General features: G+C 73.4%; 12 protein-coding genes. 2 read left to right on the top strand and 10 right to left on the bottom strand.

What is annotated here, in order from left to right; genetic code table 11:
* Positions 1-87 precede the first annotated feature (87 nt).
* The 10 genes from AC07AL_RS28130 to AC07AL_RS28085 all read right to left on the bottom strand — a co-directional run bounded on the left by AC07AL_RS28130 (position 88) and on the right by AC07AL_RS28085 (position 18,297).
* A complete protein-coding gene (locus tag AC07AL_RS28130) occupies positions 88-2,976 on the bottom strand; it encodes a trypsin-like serine protease (RefSeq protein WP_478318640.1) in 2,889 nt (962 codons plus the stop codon).
* A gap of 349 nt (positions 2,977-3,325) precedes the next feature.
* Positions 3,326-5,125: an ABC transporter ATP-binding protein gene (locus tag AC07AL_RS28125; RefSeq protein WP_478318638.1), complete on the bottom strand. Its 1,800-nt coding sequence runs from the start codon at positions 5,123-5,125 to the stop codon at positions 3,326-3,328.
* Positions 5,110-6,843, bottom strand: a complete 1,734-nt coding sequence (locus AC07AL_RS28120) for an ABC transporter ATP-binding protein (RefSeq protein ID WP_363632212.1) — start codon at positions 6,841-6,843, stop codon at positions 5,110-5,112. Before AC07AL_RS28120 ends, AC07AL_RS28125 begins: the two co-directional genes overlap by 16 nt.
* Positions 6,844-6,909: 66 nt before the next feature.
* Positions 6,910-7,020: an ALQxL family class IV lanthipeptide gene (locus tag AC07AL_RS28115; protein ID WP_363586623.1), complete on the bottom strand. Its 111-nt coding sequence runs from the start codon at positions 7,018-7,020 to the stop codon at positions 6,910-6,912.
* Between the two features lie 50 nt (positions 7,021-7,070).
* Positions 7,071-7,181: an ALQxL family class IV lanthipeptide gene (locus AC07AL_RS28110; RefSeq protein ID WP_363586623.1), complete on the bottom strand. Its 111-nt coding sequence runs from the start codon at positions 7,179-7,181 to the stop codon at positions 7,071-7,073.
* A 106-nt stretch (positions 7,182-7,287) separates the two neighbouring features.
* Complete coding sequence (locus AC07AL_RS28105) at positions 7,288-9,102, bottom strand: alpha/beta hydrolase family protein (protein WP_478318637.1); 1,815 nt, start codon at positions 9,100-9,102, stop codon at positions 7,288-7,290.
* On the bottom strand, positions 9,096-11,879 hold the full coding sequence (lanL, locus tag AC07AL_RS28100; protein WP_478318635.1) for a class IV lanthionine synthetase LanL: 2,784 nt from the start codon (positions 11,877-11,879) through the stop codon (positions 9,096-9,098). The genes AC07AL_RS28105 and lanL overlap by 7 nt, the downstream gene beginning before the upstream one ends.
* Before the next feature lie 239 nt (positions 11,880-12,118).
* A complete protein-coding gene (locus AC07AL_RS28095; RefSeq protein ID WP_363586626.1) occupies positions 12,119-15,028 on the bottom strand; it encodes a helix-turn-helix transcriptional regulator in 2,910 nt (969 codons plus the stop codon).
* Positions 15,029-15,148: 120 nt separating this feature from the next.
* Positions 15,149-15,355 carry a hypothetical protein gene (locus tag AC07AL_RS28090; RefSeq protein WP_363586627.1) on the bottom strand — a complete coding sequence of 69 codons (207 nt, stop codon included), beginning with the start codon at positions 15,353-15,355 and terminating at the stop codon, positions 15,149-15,151.
* Positions 15,352-18,297, bottom strand: coding sequence for a type 2 lanthipeptide synthetase LanM family protein (locus AC07AL_RS28085; protein ID WP_478318633.1), 2,946 nt, complete (start codon positions 18,295-18,297; stop codon positions 15,352-15,354). Before AC07AL_RS28085 ends, AC07AL_RS28090 begins: the two co-directional genes overlap by 4 nt.
* Before the next feature lie 179 nt (positions 18,298-18,476).
* Between AC07AL_RS28085 and AC07AL_RS28080 the strand changes: the two genes are divergently transcribed.
* Complete coding sequence (locus tag AC07AL_RS28080) at positions 18,477-19,112, top strand: PadR family transcriptional regulator (RefSeq protein ID WP_363586629.1); 636 nt, start codon at positions 18,477-18,479, stop codon at positions 19,110-19,112.
* 46 nt (positions 19,113-19,158) lie between these two features.
* Entirely contained in the window at positions 19,159-19,398 is a 240-nt protein-coding gene (locus AC07AL_RS28075; RefSeq protein ID WP_478318631.1) for a hypothetical protein, read from the top strand.
* Positions 19,399-19,424 lie beyond the last annotated feature (26 nt).

Below are 19,424 nucleotides of genomic sequence, written 5' to 3'. Positions count from 1 at the left end.
CCCAGATGGGCAGGGTCGGGGCCCCCCCCCCCCCCCCCCCCCCCCTCCCCCCCCCCCCCCCCCCCCCCCCCCCCCCCCCACTCCCGGTCACAGGCGGAAGGGGTTCCCGCCCTGCGCGGCGATCACGTACCAGGCGGTCGCCCCGGTGTGGAGGGAGGAGTAGTAGAAGTCGCCCTCCCCGGTGTCCAGGCCGTCGTGCGAGGCGGCGACGATGCCCTTGCCGTCCGTGTTGGCCGCGCCGCTCTGGGCCTTCTGCAAGGTCGCCATCAGGACCGCCGCCTTCGCGGCGTCGCCGTCCGCGCGGCGGACCTGGTAGGCGGCCAGCAGGTGGGCGGTGCCCTCGAACCAGACGCCGCTGGTGTCCTTACCGCTGAAGCCCACCCCGCTGTACGGGCCGTCGGTGGCCGCCATCCGCCCGGCCGCCCAGTCGACGGCGGGCGCGTAGGACGGGTCGAGGGTGGCCAGGTAGCTCCAGGTCTGCACGTCCTCCGGCTCGACGTCGTCGTTGGTGGTCACCCCGTCCAGGCCGGTGCCCGTCCACAGGTGGCCGTTGGCGGCCTGCACGGACTTCACGAACCGGAAGGCGTTGGTGGAGCGCTGCGCCCAGCCCGCGTCGCCGGTGACGCCGGCGAGCATGGCGAAGAAGGCGCCGGTGTCGATGTTGTGCTCCGTGGCCTTCCAGGTGAGCGGGACCATCGTCTGGCCGGTGCCGTCGTCGTTGCGCAGGCCGCCGGTGTAGCCGCCGGCGCCGCGGGTGTCCGCGGTGTTGTTCTGGATCCAGTTGGCGGCCTTCAACGCCCCGTCCAGGAAGCGCTGTTGGCCGGTCACCCGGTAGAGCCGGGTAAGCGCCATGCCGGCCCAGGCCATGTTCCCGGTGTAGACGGAGAACCCGCCGACGTACGGCTCGCCGGAGGGGGTCTTGACGAAGGGGTCCGGCTCGTAGGAGGCGCGGATGCGGCCGTCCGGGGTGATGTCGTGGGCCTGCGCGTACAGCAGGCTGTCGCCGAGCGCCGTGGCGTGGGCGACGTCGTCGGTTCCGCCGCGTTGCAGGAACGCGGTGATGACGAGCGCGTTGTCGTACGTGAAGGAGGCCTGGAAGCCGTCCGGGCCGAACAGCTTCGGGTCCTCGAAGTGCCCGCCCTGGTAGCTGCGGGGCACGCGCAGCGTGCTGCCGGTGCCGTGGGCGTCGAGGCGCTGGGCGAGGAAGGAGTAGGCCGCGTCCACGGAAGGCCCGGAGGGCTTCACCGGCGGCTGCTGGGACGGCAGGTGCAGGCTGTCCGCGGGCGGGGGGCCGGGCGTGCTCGGCAGGTCGGCGTCCTCGTCGCCGACCGGCACCAGTTTGAAGAGCTGGTTCTCGTCGTTGTGGTCGCACGGGGCGTTGCCGGGTGTCGCGATGCTGTTCGGCACGCTCGTACCGGGCCACAGCGCGAGACAGTTCCCGCCCTTGATCTGGAGGTGGAAGTACCAGTGGCCGCCCTCCCAGTCCGACATCTGGAGTCCGACGTCGGCGGACTGACCGAGGTACTCGTTCGGTGCGGCGAGGTTCCGGAACATCCAGCCGCCGTCCGTCGTCTGGAGGAGTTCCCAGTCGGCCCGCGGGTCACCGGGCTGGGTGCCGACGAGCCGGCCGCTCGGCAGGTCGTAGGCCATCGCCGCGCCGTTGCCGTCGACCAGTTCGGTGTGGTCGTGCGGCTTGGGGTCGGAGCCCATCGCCACGCCCCCGCCGCCCCCGCCGAAGTCCTCCCAGCTCAGGTGCCCGGTGCTCCAGTCGCGAACGCCGATCTTGGCGCCCAGCATGGGGAGGGCGTCCTCCAGGCCGACGAACATGATGCCGCCCGCGCAGGTGGTCGCCATCGTCTTCCCCGGCGTCTTGCAGCTCCAGGTTCCACCCGTGGTGGCCGAGACGATGCCCAGGGCCGTGATGTTGGGCGGCGCCCCCGGCAGGTCCGGGCCGCCGCCCAGCACGACGGGGCCGCCGCTGTCACCCCTGCGGGCCGCGATGGACGAGTTGTCGGCGGCGGTGAACTGCTTGAGGGCCTTCCACCCGTACATGTAGTGGTGCTCGATGTCGCCGCCCAGGTTGTCGGGGCCCTTGGCGTAGTAGTCCGTCACCTTGGTGGTGACCTGGATGTTGCAGATCTCGCCCGATCGGGCGCCCTCGTTGCAGATCCAGTTCCCCTCGTGCGCCACCTGCGCGGCGCTCACCCACTTCTTGGTCTGCGAGATGCTGGACTGGTCGGCCGCGCCGCCCGTCCAGATCTGCTGGTCCATCGTGATGCCCGAGGACGGCTTGATGACGGCCGCGTCGAGGTAGACGGGCCCCCTCTCGTCCTGGCGGACGATGTGGGGCGAGATCCGGGTGCCGATCGCCGGCCCCTGTCCGCCCGTGTCGTCCACGCCGTACCGGACGTTGGTCTCGTTGTTCGGCATGAAGCAGTGGTCCGCGGTGAGCATGGCGTCCTCGCCGCGGTAGTTGATCGCGAACGCCGTGCTGCAGAACGGTGAGATGATCTGCGTGCCGCCGGCGCCCGGATCGCTCCGGCGCGAGGGTTCGCCGAGGCTGATCGACTCCGTGCCGTTCGATTCGACCGTCACCGGAACGCTCACGGACGCCACCGCCCGCCGCAGCCGCTGTGCGTCGGCCTCACCGCCCACCACGGTCGCGGTGAGGCCGCTCCCGTCCTGCGGCATCGCCACGTCGGTGATCCGCACTCCGGCGGAATCGGCGATGCGCGTCACCTCGCGCGAGGCGTCCTTCAGGTCCTGCGCACTGTGCGGCGCCGACTTCACGTCGACACGCACCGGGCTGTGCGCGACGACCGCCCGGACCTCGGGCGTCAGCTCGCCGTGCCAGTAGACCGTGAGGTGCTTCGTCTCGGGGGCGGCGACCACGCCGGCGAGGGCCTGGCTGCCGATCCGACCCGACACCTGCTCCACGGCCGAAGCCGTCTCGTTCATCTGGCCCTGGATGGCCATCAGTTGATGCCAGGACAAGAAGGGTGAAGGGCTCCCGAAGGAGTTCGCCACGGGCGCGATGCCGGGAGCCGCGAGCACTCCCACGACGGCGGTCGCGGTGGCGAAGGCCACGAGCGGCCTTCGCCACCTGCCCCTGCGGCGGGCCGGATCTTCGATGTGGTGGACCAACGGGAACTCCCCGGGGCTCGAAACTGCGGGGCGCCTCGGCGCCCCCTCACCCGTGCCTACGGGTGGGGGTGAACGCGCAGTTCAGAGCGGGTGCGGGCCGGCCAAGAACGCTTGCCGGTCCGTGGTTCGGACGCCCGGACGCACGGATGCACGGACGCACGGATGCGCGCGAGGCGAGCGCTCACGCCGGCGAGGCCGTGGTGTGCTGGTCCCTCGTGTCCGCGTGCGAGCCGGTCCAGTAGCCGACGAGGTCCGCGTAGCGCGGTGAGGCGGCGAGCAGTTGCGAATGGGTGCCGCTCAGCGTCCGGTCGGCGTCCATCAGCAGGATGCGGTCGGCGCGCAGGGCCGAGCTCATCCGGTGCGCGATGACGACCACGGTGCCGCCGCGCCGCGCGAAGGCCAGCTCCGCCCGCGCCTCCGCACCCGGGTCGAGGTGGCAGGTCGCCTCGTCGAGCAGCACCACGCGAGCGTCCGAGACGTAGGCCCGGACCAGCGCCAGCAGTTGCCGCTCGCCGGCCGACAGAACGGCCCCGCCCACACCGAGCCGGGTGTCCAGGCCGCCGAGCCGGCCGATCAGGCGGTCGGCACCGACGGCGGTCGCGGCCCGGGCGAGCTCGGTGTCCGCGGCCTCGGGGCGCAGGTAGCAGAGGTTCTCCCGGAGCGTCCCGGTGAAGATGTACGCCTCCTGGGGGATCAGTACGACGTGGCGGCGCAGCCAGTCCTCGCCGAGCCGGTCCACGGGGAAGCCGCCGATCCGGACCTGCCCGGCGCCGGGCGTCGCCAACCCGGCGAGCAGGTTGGCCAGGGTCGACTTGCCGATGCCGCTGGGGCCCACCACGACCAGCACGGCGCCGGCGGGCACGGCGAGCGTGAGGTCGCGGATGACCGGCTCGGCGTGCGGGCCGTAACCGAAGGTCAGGCGGTCGATGACCAGGTCGGCGCCGGCCGAGGCGGCCTCGGCCGGGCCGGCTTCGGCGGGCGGGTGGGCAGGGTGGCGCGGGGCCGGTTCGGACGGGACATCGGCCTCGCCCAACCGCTGTAGCACCGTGTGGAGTTGGATTCCCCAGGAGCCGATGACATCGACCATCGAGCGCAGCGTGGGCTCGATGGTGGTCAGCAGGTAGCCGATTGCGCCGACCAGCGCGCCGACCGTCAGTCCGTGTCCGGCCAGCAGCCACGGGCTCATCACGAACACGGCCAGCACCGGCAGTTTTCCGCCCGCCGAGACGAGCAGCGCACTGACCGCGCCGGTCCGCGCGACGGCCCGCGACGCCGCTTCCCACTCGCCGATCAGGACGTCCAGCCGCTCCCGAGCCCGACCGCGCGCGCCGGCGGCCACCAGATCACGCAGGCCCGCCAGGGTCTGACCGGCCTCGGCGGCCAGTCGCTCGTCCGCGATCAGCAAGGCCCGTCGACGCCGGCTCAGGACGCGCAGCAGCGGCATGTACGCCGCCAGCGTGAGGACCACCGACACCCCGGCGATGGCCGCCACCGGCAGAGCGAGGGCCGCCAACCCCACCAGGGCCATCACCAGTGACACGCCGACCTGCCGGACCGAGCGCAGCAGCGCGGAGACCAGTGCCCGTACGGTCTCCACCTGTCCGGTGAGCCGGGCCACGCTCGCCCCGTCGGAGCGGGCCGTGCCGGCGACCCCGCGCCGGAGCGTGGCGGAGACCACCGAGCTCACCAGTGCGTCCCGCAACGGCTCGACCAGCACGCCCAGCCTGGGCAGGAGTTGGCGGGTCACAGCAGCCCGGAGCACCATGGCGACGCCCAGCACTGCCAGCCAGGCCAGGCCCACCAGCGGGCGCCCGGCCAGGAATCCCCGGTCCAGGGCCCGCGCTATCAGGAGCCCGGACAGCAGAACCGGCAACGCCTCCAGCACGGACAGCGCCAGCACCGCGGCGACGACGCCGCCGCGGCTGCGCAGATGGCGCCCCAGCATCCGCCAGCCGGGGCGCGTGGTCACGGGATCGGACACGTCTCCTCCTCCACACTCTCCGAAGCCGCGGCGAACTGCGCCCGGTACTCCTGGTCGCTCCACAGCTCCGCATGGGTCGCCACGGCTCTGATCCGGCCGTCCGCCAGCCAGGCCACCAGATCCGCACGGGCCGCCGTGGAAGCGCGGTGCGCGACCATGATCCTGGTCCGCCCGGTGAAGGCGCTGTGCAACGCCTGCGTCACCCTCGCCTCGGTCACCGTGTCCAGGCTGGACGTCGCGTCGTCGAGCACGACCACCCGGCTGTCCTGGGCGAACGCCCTCGCCAGTCCGAGCCGTTGTGCCTCACCGCCGGACAGCGGAGCAACCGCCAGGCGGGTGTCATATCCGTCGGGAAGCCGTCGGATGAAGTCATCGGCGCCGGCGGCCCGCGCGGCGGCCTCGATCACGGACTGCGTCGCCTCCGGACGAGCGAGCGCGATCGTGGCGCGGATGGTGTCGTCGAACAGCGCGGGCCGTTCGAAGGCGTACGCCACGCGACGGGAGAGTTCATCTGCCGTGAACTCCGTCACGGGTACGCCATCGAGCAGCACCGCGCCCTGGTCCGGGTCGTGGAGCCGCCCGACCAGCGCGGCGAGGCTGCTCTTTCCCCCGCCCGACGCCCCGACCACGGCCAGCGCCGTTCCGGCCGGGATCTCCAGGTCGATTCCGTCGAGCACCACCCGGTCCCCGGCGAGCACGCGGACCCCGCGGAAGGAGACCGCACATCCGGCGGTGGATCCGTCCGATCCCCGCTCCCCCGCCAGGGTCACGGGCTGGCCCACGGCCTCGGCGACCCGGCGGCCCGCCGCGACCGAGTGGGCCAACTCACCCACCGCGTCGACCTGTTGGAGAAGTCCGAGGGCGATCGCGACGTACCCCGTGACGGCGACGAGCTCCCCCGAGGAGATCCGCCCGGCGACCACCCCGTATCCGCTCACGGCGAGGACGAGGATCTCGATCGCCGGCAGCAACAGGCCCATCTGCCAGGCGGTGGCGCGTTGCAGATGCCACGTCAGCAGGCCGGTCTTCGACAGCTCGGGCAGCGGCTCCAGCACGCGGGTCGTCTCCGCTGCCACGGTGCCGCTCGCCCGGATCGTCCGGACGCCGCCCAAGGCCTCGATCAACCGGTCCGCGATCTGTCCCTGCAACTCCTGATAGCGCGTGAGCGCCGACGAACTCCGGCGGAAGAACAACCGCAGGACGACGTACACCGGCGGCAGGCCGAGCAGGAAGGTCACCGCGGGTCGCCAGTCGATCAGCCACAGGGACACCACGCCCACGATCGAGGTGGCCACCGACATGACCGTGTCGAGCACGGTGAGACCGGCGTGCCCGGACTCGGCGCAGCTCCCGACCAGCCGGCCGGTGACATCCCCCGCAGCGTGCCGGCGCTGCCCGGCGAGTCCCGCGCCCAGCACCCGGTGGACGAGGCCGCGGCGCAACCAGCCGGTGGCCGCCGCCCCACTCGTTCCCGCGGCCACCACGTGCACCACCGCGACGCCCGTCGCCACCGCGAACGCCGCCGCCAGGGCCGATACCGGCCCGGTCAGCGGACGGTGGGCCAGGGCGTCGTCGAGTGCCCGGGCCAGCAGGGCGGGGGTCGCCAGCGTCACCGCCGCATCCGTGATCGACGCCAGTACGGCGAGGGCGAACCAGCCCCGGGCCTCCAGGGCTGCCGCCGCCAGCAGGCGGGGGACCGATCTTGTCGACGTCGTCATCCTCTCCTCCAGGAGGGCAATCGGGACCGGTGGCCGGGGCCGATCAGGGCCCCGGCCACACATTGGTCACTGGCCGGTGTAGGTGCAGGTCCAGCTACAGGTGTTCTGGCAGGGCCGCAGACCAGCGGCCTCCTCCTCCCCGTCCAGCGCCTGCAGCGCATCGACGTCAACGGTCATCGTGTTCACCTCCCTTCAGGCAGAAAACTCACCGTCCGACCGACCCGACATCACTGGCCGGTGTAGGTGCAGGTCCAGCTACAGGTGTTCTGGCAGGGCCGCAGACCAGCGGCCTCCTCCTCCCCGTCCAGCGCCTGCAGCGCATCGACATCAACGGTCATCGTGTTCACCCCCTTTCCTGAAGGTCGTCGCAGATGACGCCGGCCGTACCGGCGTCGCACGGCCCGAATGGCCGTGAGTCTCTGGTCCCGCGGTCCCGAGCGGTCCTCACGCGTTCCCGGGGCGCTGGGAGAGGAATTCCACCAGCTGCTCCCGCAGGTGCGCGCCCGCGAGGTTCTCCAGCGGGGAGTGTCCGCCGCCGGGTACTTCGGCGTAGCGGAAGTGGGTGCCCTCGCTGCGGCCGGTGTCGAGCAGCCGTTGCCGCAGCTGCCGGGACTGGTCGACCGGGATCGTCCGGTCGTCCGTGCCGTGGACGATCATCAGTGGGGTGCGGATCCGGTCGGCGAGGGTCCACAGGTCGCGGGGGCCCAGTCCGTCCTCGACCTCGGTCCGGCCGCCGAGCCGGTCGATGAGCGCACGGACCGCGGGCGACGCCTGAGCGTGCAGCCGGGCGGCGGACAGGAAGGGGGCGACGACGGCGCAGCGGGACCACAGCTGCGGGTCCGCGGCAGCCGCCAGCAGGGCGAGATGGGCACCGTAGCTGACCCCGTACAGCATGGGCGGTGGCGCCGATCCGGGGCGCCCTGCGGCGAGGGCTCTGACCAGGGCGCGGATGTCGGCGAGGTCGGGTCCGCCCCAGGCGCCGTGCAGGGCCTCGGCGTGCGCGGCCCCGTAGCCGGTGCTGCCGCGCTGGTTCGGGGCGACGACGGCGATGCCGGCGGTGGCGAGCCGGTGCAGCACCGGCTCGTATCCGAGGTCCCAGGCCGCCTCGGGCCCGCCGTGCAGGGCGACCAGTACGGCGTCGGCGCTGCGCCAGTCGCCTTGGCAGACGGCCTCGAACTGCCCTGCGGGGCCGGAGAACCGCTCGACTCGCGAGCGTCCCGCCGCCTGGCTTCCGGCTGGGGCCCACTCCGTCGTGGCCTCGGGCGAGAGCACCGCGATCTCGGCCGGGCGGTCCGCCGTGGAGACCGGCACCAGCAGGCCACTGCGCCCCCAGCCGGCCACCTGCTGGACCGCCCCCGCCGCCAGCGGCACCTCCGTGAGCCGGTCCTGGCGCAGGTCGTGGACCAGCAGCCGGGCCCGGGCTCCGCGGAGCACTCGCAGGGCCACCCGCTCACCGGCCGGGTCGAAGGCCAGTGGCAGGACGGCGCCGTCGATGGTGTTGAGCCGCTCGGGGGCGCGCAGTCCGGCCGGATCGGCCAGGGATCTCCACGCCAGCCGGCGTCCCTGTGGCGTGTCGGTCGCCATCAGCAGCAGACCGGAGGACGGGCTTGCCAGCAGGAGGGCGTCGCCTTCCCGGCCGGGCGCGCAGGGCAGGTCGTGGTGGCTGCCGTCGGTGAGATCGACGAGTACGGTCCGGGAGCGGCTCTCGTGTCGCAGGGCCACGCCGAGCAGCCGTCCGCTGTGCTCCAACCCGCAGATGCGGCCGACCGTGCCGGGCAGGGCCGCGACCGGCTCCCACCGCAACGGACTGTCGAGCACCCGGTACAGCGTCGACCGGCCCGGGCTGTCGGAGCGGACCGCCAGCGCCAGGGTGCCCGGTTCGGCGGAGGCGACCAGACGCAGCGCGCGGCACTCGACGGTGAGGCGCTCGACGGTGAGGCGCTCACCGGCCCGCCCCGTCTCCGGGTCGGCCAGGACGAGTTCGTGCCGGCCGGCCGCACCACGCAGTAGCAGGAGTCTCCCGTCCTCGGTCGGCAGCGGCTGGGTCCGCAGGGACTCCTCCAGCGCGAGCGTCCGGCGCCGGGACGACGGCCCGTCGAACGACCGGTGCTCGGGCACCAGGCCGCCCTGCGAGCCTGTCGTCAGGCACGCGGCATGCTCGGCCGTCGCGGAGAAGGCGAAACTCGTCCGGGTGGCCGGCAGCGCGGGCACCACGGGCAACTCGGGCGCGCGGCTCGGAGCCGGGGTCCAGGTCACCATGCGCCGGCCTCGATCCCGACCGGCTCGTCCGTCGGCACGGAGAGTGCGAGGGAGTCGGGCAGCCAGAGCCGGGTGCCGCCGTGCCGTAGCCGGACCAGTGCGGCCAGCATGCCGGCCGTCCCACCGCTGTAACCGGCCGTCACCTCGGTGTTCGACTCGTCGGGAAGGAGCAGGAGACCGTCGCGCAGCGTGTGGCGCGCGTGGGCACAGGCGACGAGTTCCGCCGCCCGCTGGCGGTAGTCCGGGTCGTCCAGGGCGGCGGCCAGGTCCAGCAGGAACTCCGCGTTGCCCGCCAGTCCGTGGCAGGCCGCCGGAGAGAGCTGCCACCTCCTGCGGTACACCTCTGCTGCGGCCTGTTCGGCCAGGTTCCGGTAGCGCTGGTCGGCGGTGGCGGTCCAGAGCCTCACCAGGAAGGTCCCCACTCCCGAGGATCCGCTGCACCAGTAGGGCGGACGGAAGGGGGCGTTCTCGTCGTGGTCGCCCTCGGGCCACCAGGCCGCACCGTCGCCGGTCCGCGCTGCCGCCACCAGGGTGTCACCGGCACTTTGTGCGAGTGCCAGGAAGTCGTCCCGTCCGGTGGCCTGGCCGGCCAGCAGGAGAAAGGTGCCGATTCCGGCGACGCCATGGGCGAATCCCAGGTGCTTGGCTCCCGCCATCGCGGAGTCGAAGTCCTTCGGAACGGGCCAGAGCGTTCCGGACCGGCCCGGTTCGGCGGCGGCCACCAGCCCCTCGGCGGCCTCGACCGCCCGGGCCAGGAAGTCCGGCTCGCCGGTGGCCTGCCAGAAGTGCAGCTGTGTCAGACCCGCGCCGGCCGCGCCGTGGCAGACGTCGGGGTTCGGCCAGCGCACCGGCACCGCCCGGGCCAGGCGTGCCGCGGTGTCGGCCAGCTTGTCGTCGTCCAGCAGCCGGGCTGCGTCCAGCAGTGCCCAGGCGGTGCCGGAGCGGCCGAAGTACAGGCCGGGGAGCTGTGGTTCGTCCAGCCGCAGACGGCCCGCCGTCCAGTCGGCCGCCTCGGCGACCCCGGACCTGAGCCGGGGGTCCGTCCGCGCGACGTCGGCCGCGGTGAGCACCGCCAGGACCCCGGCGGCGCCGTGCTGCACGTTGAGCGGGTCGTTGAGGGCGGCGAACCCGTCGGCGGGCCACAGCCGCGGCTGCCCGGCCGGGGTCATGGTGTCCAGCAGGTGGGTCAGCCCGTCGGCCAGGACCCGCTCCTCGACGTCCGCCGCAAGGACCGGGCGTGCCGGTTCCCCGGGAAGCTCCGGCCGGCCGGACCGCAGTTCGGCCAGGAGCTCGCGCAGCCGCTCCAGGCTCCACCGCTGATCGACGGACTCCGCCATCAGCCCGAGGATCGCGGGGGCGAACGGCCGCGCGACCGGGTTGTCGGCAAGGGCCCGGGACACCAGGAGGGCCAGACGCTCGCCGTTCGTGCGGGTTGTCGGGCGGTCCGCGGCGAGCACCGTCTCGGCGCCACTCGCCAGGTGGAACAGGACCGCGCCGAGACTGAACAGGTCCGAGGTGAAGTCCGGCGCCGGGCCGCTGTGTTCCGCGGCCACCACCTCGGGCGCGGCATACCCCGGGGTGTAGGCGCGCTGGACCTGGTCGCCCGGTCGAACGATCATCTCCAGGTCGATCAGCCGCAGCGCCCCGTCTCGGGTGAGCATGAGGTTGTTCGGGTTCAGGTCCCGCAGCACATGGCCGGCGGCGTGCACACGCTCGACGATCGTCACCAGCTGCTCGACCAGGTCCAGCAGGACGGCGCTGACCGGCGCGGGATTCGCCACCACCCAGTCCCGCAGGTTCTCTCCGTCCACGCGTTCCTGGACGAGGTAGAGATTGCCCCCCTGGGTGAACACGCCGAACGCCTGCGGGCACACGCCCAGGGGTGCCAGCGCCGCGTGCATCCGCGCCTCGTGCTGCAACAGGTCGCCGGCGTCCGTGCCGGCGACGGTCGACCCGACGTGGCGTCGGGCCTCCTTGATGACGACCTGCCGATCGGTCTCCCGGTCCGTGCCGTAGTACACCCCGCCCTTGTAGGTGTGCCGGACGGCCGAGCGCACCACGTAGCGGCCGTCGAGAAGGACGGCGGCCGGACGGCTCGCCGCCTGCGGCTGCGAACCGGGCTGCGACTGCGGCTGCGGCTGCGGACCGGGCTCCGGCCGCTGCTGCGGCCACGGCGACCGCGCCCAGGCCGGTGGCTTGAACCGCGCCAGGCGGAGGTCCCTGACCAGAGCGCCGTCGGGGGTGCGCAGCAGGGACTCGACGGTGCCGTCGTTGCCGAGCTGCGTCGTGCCGGTGAAGACGCCGTAGCGGTAGTGCACCAGGCTGCCGGGGCGGTACGGCCGGTCGGAGAGGATGCCCGGGCCGGGCAGCCCGCGGGTGGCGTGGTGGAGCTCCTCGGCGAGTGCGCGGAAGTGGTCGTCGTCATCCGGATAGACGGTGATGAACTTGCCACCGCCACCCCGGTCGTAGCTCGCGGAGACCAGTTCGGTCACCCGGTCGAGAGTGCCGGCGAACTTGAACGAGGCCCGCCCGGCGACCAGGACCTCTGCTGCCTTGAGGAGGACGATGGGCGCGGACAGCGGGGTCGCCGAGAGGTGCAGCTTCCACCCCTGCGCCGGGATGGTGCGGCCCTCCGGAGTGACGTGGCACCAGAACGCCCGCGAACCGACCGTCCAGCCGCGCGCACCCCGCCGGTGCAGGACCGACGCCACGAGGTCCGGGAGCAGGTCGGAGTCCTCGTCGCGGACCGCGCTCGGCGTCGCTCTCGTACCTGTCATCAGCGGGCCTCCTGCGGCGGTGGGGAGCGGCGGTGCGGGGCGGCGGCGGACCGCTCTGCTCCGTTTGCATCACCGATCCTTCCGGCGATCCGCCGGCCCGGCATCGGGGCGGCCCACGTAGGTTCCGGTCGGCGACCGGGCGAATCCGGCCGGCGGGCACGTAGGTTCCCGGACCGGGCCGTTCATCGCCCGGTACCCGCAGGCCGGTCGCGGGGTCAGGCACGGGGTCAGGCACGGGGTCAGGCACGGGGGGAGACCTCGATGGCCAACCGGCAGAGCGCCGCACGGTCGGGACTGCCGGTCTTGCTGATCAGCGTGGCCATGTGCTTCTCCACCGTGCGCGGCGAGATGGACAGCCGCCGGGCGATGTCCTGGTTGCCGGGCCGCTCCACGAGCAGGGCGAGGATCTCGTACTCGCGAGCGGTGAGGCCCTGCGCGCGCAGCTGGGCCGGGATCCGGTCCCACCCGCTGCGGCGCTGGGCGACCGTCGCGCCGCTGCGACGCAACAGGGCCCGACAGGCGCCCGCCACCGAGGGGATGTCGTGGTCGTGGAAGTACTCCTCGGAGGTGCGCAGCCATGCCACCGGCTCGCCCCAGCCGTCGGCGATCGCCGCCTCGGCGACCAGCCGCAGTCCGAGGTGATGGGCCATCGGGAAGAGCCCGGCACTCTGCTCGGCCCTACGGACGGCCAGGGCGGCCTCCTCGGCCCGCCCCTCCCGGCCCAGCAGGACCGCGTGGGCCAGCAGCAGGAACTGCCGGTTCCAGACCAGCCCCGCCGCCGGGGCGGCGGCCACGGCTTCGTACTCGGCCCGGCCTGCGGTGCCCGCGAGAACGTCCAGCAGGGGGCCCAGCCCGTACCGTCCGGAGAGGTAGAAGACGTTCGGGTGCCGCTCCTCCCATGCCGCCGCGGCGGCGAGTTCGGTGACCGCCTGGATCCGGTCCTCCTCCAACAGCGCGCAGATCGTGCGACAGAGGCCGAGCATCACCGGGGTCAGGAAGGACTCACCACCACCGGACTGCCGGAAGAGCAGCAGCTCGTGCTCCATCTCGCGGCGGCGTCCCGCGTGCGCGGCGAGCGTCGCCGAGGTGAGCAGCAGGTAGCGGTGGGTCCCGAGGTCGCTCATCCGCGCGCTGGCGTCCAGGCAGCGGTCGATGGTCTCGCGCGCCTTCGCGCCGTTCCCGGTGAGCACCGCGTTCATCGCGAGCAGTGCCTCCACGCGCTGGGTCAGCATGATGGCACCCAGCCCTCGCGCGGCGTCCCGCGCCTGTTCGAGCGTGCGGGTGTCACCGGTCCGCATGAAGCTGTTGGCGCCGAGCCGCAGCGCGGCCTCGATGCGCCAGACCGGCAGGCTGTGGGTCTCGGCGACGGCCAGCATCCGCCGCAGGCACTCGTCCGCGTCGTCGAAGCCCCGCTCCCGGGCCAGCAGCGCGAGCAACTGCCAGGCCTGGCAGGCGACCACCGGAAGCCCCTCGCGCTGCGCCACCGCCGCCGCCTCCAGGGCCGACCGCTCGGCGTCGACCATCCGCTCGCCCTGGCCCGGGAGCAGGGCGAGGTGCCCCTCGACCACGGCCAGCGCGGCGGTCTGCTCGGGGCCGGCGCAGCTGTCGAGGAGCGCCCTGGCCGCCGCCACGTGCGCGATGGTGTCGGCGCTCCGTTCCGCGATCACGGCGGCCCAGGCGAGCCGGGTGTGCAGCGCTATCCTGCGGTCGGTGCCGAGAGACCCCGCCCCGACGGACGGCAGGGTGTCCGCCGAGGCGAAGGCGCGGTCGAGTTGACCGGCTTCGGCGAGGGCGGACAGCAGCGCCTCCGTGATGTCGGTCCGGTCCGCCTGGTCGGCGAGGTCGTGAGCGCGCTCCAGCAACCGGACCGCCGACCCCGACGTGCCGTCGGCCAGCGCCCGTCGGCCCGCCTCCGCGTACGCCAGCGCCGCCGCGGCCTCGTCCCCGGCGGCGAGACGGAGCCCCGCGACCACCTGACACCGGCCGTCGGTCAGCTCGGGATCGGCCTCCAGCAGCGACGTGGCGGCCTGGCGGGCGATGGCCGCGCGCTCCGCCCGGGGGAGGTTCGCCAGCAGCGCCTCGGCGGTGAGCGCGTGCCGGAACGCGTACTGGTCCGTACCGGCCCAGTCGGGGACGAGCAGGCCTGCCTCGACGCCGGACCTGAGATGGGCGAAGAGGGTCTGTTCGTCGTGCCCGGTGATGAGCCGGAGCGTGCCGACCGAGAAGCGGGCGCCCAGGGTGGCCCCGATCAGCAGGAGTTCCCGCAGCGCGGGGTCCAGCAGATCGATCCGGTGCCCGTAGCTCTGGACGACGCTCTCCGGAACGGTCGCGGAGAGGTCGCGGACCACGTGCCAGCCGTCGGCCTCCAGGCGGAGCGCCCCGGAGCCGACCATCTCCTTCAACAGTTCCTCGATCAGGTACGGGTTCCCGTCGCCGCCCTCGGCCAACCGGTCGGCCACGGCCACCGGTACCTCGTCGACGGGAACGGCGAGGCAGCCGCCGGCGATCGCGCGGACGTCCGGCGCGGCCAGTGGGCGCAGTGGGAGAAGGGAAGCCGTCCGGCGCCGTTCGGCCGCGCGGGCCAGGTCGAAGGCGGCCCCGGGTTCGGGGCGCAGCGTGGCCAGCAGCAGCACCGGCAGTCCGGCGATGTTGTCGACGAGGTACTCGACGACGGCGATCGTCTCGGTGTCCGCGTCGTGCAGGTCCTCCAGCGCCAGCACCATGCCCGTCCCCCGCCCGAGGACGGCGAGCAGGCGCAGCAGCGCCTCGGCGAGTTCGACCACGCTCTCGGGGTAGCCGGGGACGGTGGTGTGCCGCCATTCCGGAACGACCCGGGCCAGGGCCGGACGGTAGGGTTCGAGCTCCGCGTCCTCGGGCGGCCCGCTGGTCCGGAAACGGGACGACAGCGCCTCGACGAGCGGGCGGAAGGGGGTTCCCGCGCTCGTCGGGCTGCCCCGGCCGCGCAGGACCGGCAGGCCCAGGTCGGCGGCCTGGCCGCAGCAGTCGCCGAGCAGCCGGGACTTGCCGATCCCGGCATCTCCCAGCAGGAACACGGCACGACCCGCCCTCTCTCGGAGCGCCGTCAAGGCGCCGCTGAGCTGGGAAAGTTCGGCTTCCCGGCCGATGGTGACCGACGAGGTTGTACGCATACCGCGCAGGTTACTGGAGGGTTGTGACGGTCCGACAGGAGTGGATCAAGGGGGGTTTCTCACACCCGGCAGCCGGTGCGGCCCTGTCGGAGGCACCGGCTGCCGGTCGGCGGATGCCGGCTACCGGCTCACCTCGGGGCCGCCGGTGAAGGTCATCGTCGGGAACTGGTGGGAGAACCGCACGCCGTCGTGCGCGGCGAGCAGAGCGGTGCGACGGGCAAGCCCGCCGGCCGCCCGGAGCCTGATCTCCCCGGCGGGGTGATCCACGGCTTCGCCCTGCCGCATGCCGGGCTGCTTCCACTGGCGGACCAGATCGGGGGTGTTCATGGTGTTCGGCCGTTCCTTTCCTGAGGCCACGGCGTCCACGATGACGACCGGGGCGTGATCGGCGGCTGCAGCAGCAGCGCCGAAGCTGTTCGTTCGGGGGCGGCGAGCCGCAGCAGACCGTGTCCGATACCGGCGAGCCCGGTCAGCAGGCCGGGTGTGCCGAGCCCTCCAGGGGTGCCGCAGCGCGGTCCGCTCCGGTCGAGCGTCTCCAGCAGCGCGCCCGCGCGCCGGTTCCGCACGGTGTGCCCAACGGAGTGCTCGGCCGTACCGGTGAGCAGTTCGAGGGCGCCGAGTTCACCGTGGCAGAGACTGTGGTTGGGCAGTGGGTCACCCAGCGCGAGCACCCTGACCGCGCTGTCGACGAGCTCCGTCGGCCCGGCTGCGCTGTCGGAGGCCGCCAACGCGATGCCCGGCAGGCCCGTGCACCAGGAGTGGTCCAGGTCCTGCCCGACCGCCGCCCGCAGGGCGGCCAGCCCCGCCTGCTCGTACCTGGCGCCGCCGCCTTCCGCCGCGAACCTGAGCAGAGCCCAGCCGATGCCCGCCGATCCGGTACCGAAGCCGGGGGCGGCGGGGAGGGGGCGATCGGCGAGGCGGGCCGCGCACAGCTGCGCACCCTGCCAGGCTTCGGCGGAGCCGGTGGCCGCGTGCACCGAGAGCAGGGCCGCCAGGCCGCCGGCGGTGCCGTCGAAGACACCGGACGCGTCCTCGGCCCGGGCCGCAGCGGTGGTGAGGGCCACGGCCGGTCCGATCCAGCCGCGGATCTCGGCGTCGTCCAGGGTGGTGGACACCTGGGTGAGGCCGTAGGCGATACCGCCCAGACCGGCGAAGGCCCCGGACCCGACGACACCGAGTTCCTCCGGGTGCTCCGCAAGCCGCTCCAGCAGGCGGGGCAGCGGCCGCAGAGCACGGCGGGCCACCTCCGCGTAGCGCGCCTCGCCGGTGAGGCCGGCGAGTTGCGCCAGGAAGAGCGCCACCCCCGGGTAGCCGGCGCCCAGGTCGGCACCGGACGGTCCGACCCGCCAGTACCGGTCCGCGAGGAGTTCGAGCCCGAGCCAGTTGATGCGCGTCCCGCTTTGCTTCGCCCTGTCCACCAGCTGGTCGCCGATGCCCCGGGCGGCGGCAAGCAGCCGTGCCGGATCCAGGGCGGATCCGCGGGCGGGCCGGGGAGGAAGCCCGGGCGGGGCGCCGACGCCGTGGGCGGAGGCGGTGGACCTGCCGGCCATCGCCGCCCGGACTATCCACTCCTGCTCGTCGCGGTCCGTTCGGCCCATCGCCCGGATCTTGTCCGACACCCGGTCCAGACCCGGCCGGTCGAGTACGCCGGGCAGCCGGCGACCCGTGCCGCTCCAGAGGTCCGACGAACCCGGCCGGGTGGTGAACAACGGGATGTCGCCGTCCCACAGTTCGGCGATCTCCTCATCGAGCAGCGCGGGCCAACCGGAGGCTTCGAGCGCGTCCGTCCCCAGGAGGCTCAGGATCTCGTCCCGGTCCGCCGCGTCCCGCAGGACGTCGGGGTGGGTCGACTCGTCGAGCAGCGTCGCGTAGACGAGGCTCGCCCGGGCCACCACGCGCACCTCGTCCTCCGCGAACCCGCGCAACAGGCCCTGTGGTCCCACGAGTTCGTCCCGGCCGGCCTCGATCGCGCGGTATCCGGCGCGGAAGCCTGCGACGAGGGCCTCGGTGTACCCGGCCGGGTCCGCTTCGGCTCCGTCGAGCAGGGGGCGGTTCCCGGCGCCGGCGATCTCTCCGGCCCGGCGGACCAGTCTCATCTCGTCCGTACCGCCGGCCGCCCAGTCCACACCCTCCACCGGTGAGCGGCGCCCCGCGTCACCGCCCAGGCCCGAGACGTCGACCGCCGTCTCGTCGCCGAGCAACAGACGCGGCAGCAGGCCGCTGCGGTACACCGAGGACTCCAGCGCGCGAGCCGCCGGATCCTCCTGCGAGTCGGCCGGGACGCACGGATGGAAGAGGGTCTCGACGTCGACCAGGACGGGTTCGTCCCCACAGGCGATCAGGTTCTCGAAGTGCAGGTCGGTGCCGTCCAGTGCGTACAGCAGCGCCAGCCACGCCCCCTGCCGGAGGTAGAACCGCTCCAACTGCCGCTCCGCCGTGCAGGAGCCGGGCGCGACGAACTCCACCCAGCCGTAGCCGTCACGCTCCAGCAGAGCGAGGACCCGCAGCCCCGGCGTACCGGGCCGCGCGTTGAACCAGCCGACCAGCTCGTTGAAGCGCCCGTGCACGCGCAGCGATCTCGGCTTGTACACCACCCGGGTACCGTCGGCGAACCGCAGCACCGCGACGCTGCGCCCACGGCGGTGCCCGTCGCCCGTGGTCCGTTCGACCGCGACCAACCGCCCGGGGTCGGCGCCGGCCAGCAGGGTGGCGACGATGTCGGCCCGGTCGGAGGCGAACCGGTCGAGCAGTTCCGCCAACGCCGAACCGCCGTGGCGGCAGGCCTGCGCCAGGAGGCGGGCGAGCACCGGGTACTCGCCCAGCAGCGCGGACAGCCCGTCCTGACGTCCGGCCAGAAGCAGGAAGCTCCGGAACCGGTCTGATGGTGCCGCGCCGTCGAGGCGGCCCGTCACCCTCGCGACGTTGAGCTCCAGCACGAGGGTGCGGGCGGCCAGTCGGGCCAGCGCACCGGCGAGCTGTCGGACGAAGTCCGCCCGGATGGCCCGGAGGTCGGCCACGGCGTCCGGCAGGACGGTCGGGAGTCGCACTCCGGCCAGCTCGGCGAAGGGCGCCAGCACGGCCGCGAAGCCGGTGATGCCCGGCAGCTCCCCGGTCGGCACGCGCGGCGCCGACTCGGCGCGGGAGAGGGCCGATTCGGCGAACTCGGCCCACTCCGGCCGCTGGCCGCAGGGCAGTTCGGCCGCGGGTACGCCCCGCAGCCACCAGGCGCCGTCCGTGGTCTCCGCTGCTCCGACGTGCTTGTCGATCATGATTCTGAGCCTCCCAGCCGATGGCAGGCCCACACAAGCCGATTCCGTTGCCCACCGGACCATCAGGATCGAGCACCTGCTCTCGTGTCCGCCGCCCCTGTTCCTGCCTCAACTGCTGACTCCGGGTGGCCGGGATCGGCCGCCGCCCCGAGGGTCCGCGGGAATGGTACGTTCGCCCCATGACCCTATCTGGAAGATATAGCGAGGATCCTCACGCCGCCGACATCGGACTGCCGAAGCTCACGCCCACGGGATGGACGGTGCTCGGCTTCCTGTCGCTCAGCTCCCGCAACGGCTACCAGCTGCGGCAGGCCGTGCAGCGCTCCGTCGGACACTTCTGGGGTGTGAGCTACGGCCAGCTCTACCCGCAACTGAAGCACCTGGAGGCGAACGGCCTGATCGCCGCGGACGAGCCGGCCGCCGAGCGGGGCAGGCAGACCGTCTGGCAGCTGACCGAGCAGGGCGCGACAGCCCTGGACGGCTGGCTCAGCCTCCCGGCCCAGCCGGCGCAGCGGCGCGACGAGGGCATGGTCAAGCTGTTGTTCAGCGACCACGCCGGTCCACGGGCGATGTTGCGGCTGATCGAGCAGCGCCGCGACGAGGCACGCGGGCGCCGCGATCAGGCCACGGCGACCGTGCCCGGCGCCCAATGGCCCGAACAGACCGAGCGCAGCGCCGACACCGTCCCGGCCACCTGGCTGGTCCGTGCCCACACGATCGCCCTGGCCGACGCGGAACTCGCCTGGTGCGACCAGGCCCAGGCCCTGATCGCCGAACAACTCGGCGCCTCCAGCGAGTCCGACGATGTCCGCTGACCGCGACCGGCCCGGGCGGCGACCACGCGACGTGACCGTGATCCGGATGCTGCTGCTCTTCACGGGCGTCGCCACCGTACTCAACGGCCTACTGGAACAGAACCCGACCTACCCGGCCACCACCCGGGGTTTCGGCGTGTTGCTGGCCGTCTTCGGCCTCGGCTGCTGGTGGACGGTCTGGCGGCTGCGCCGGCCCGGAACACGGCTGTTCGGCCGGTTACTGACATTTGCTCTTTGGGGTGATGGATCTGCCGTTTTACTGACGGACGGTCACCTGTCGGCGTAGACCGTCTCGCATGCGATATGCGGATG

Source organism: Kitasatospora sp. NPDC043949, from assembly GCF_056435365.1.
This window is presented reverse-complemented; position numbering and strand designations above follow the sequence as displayed.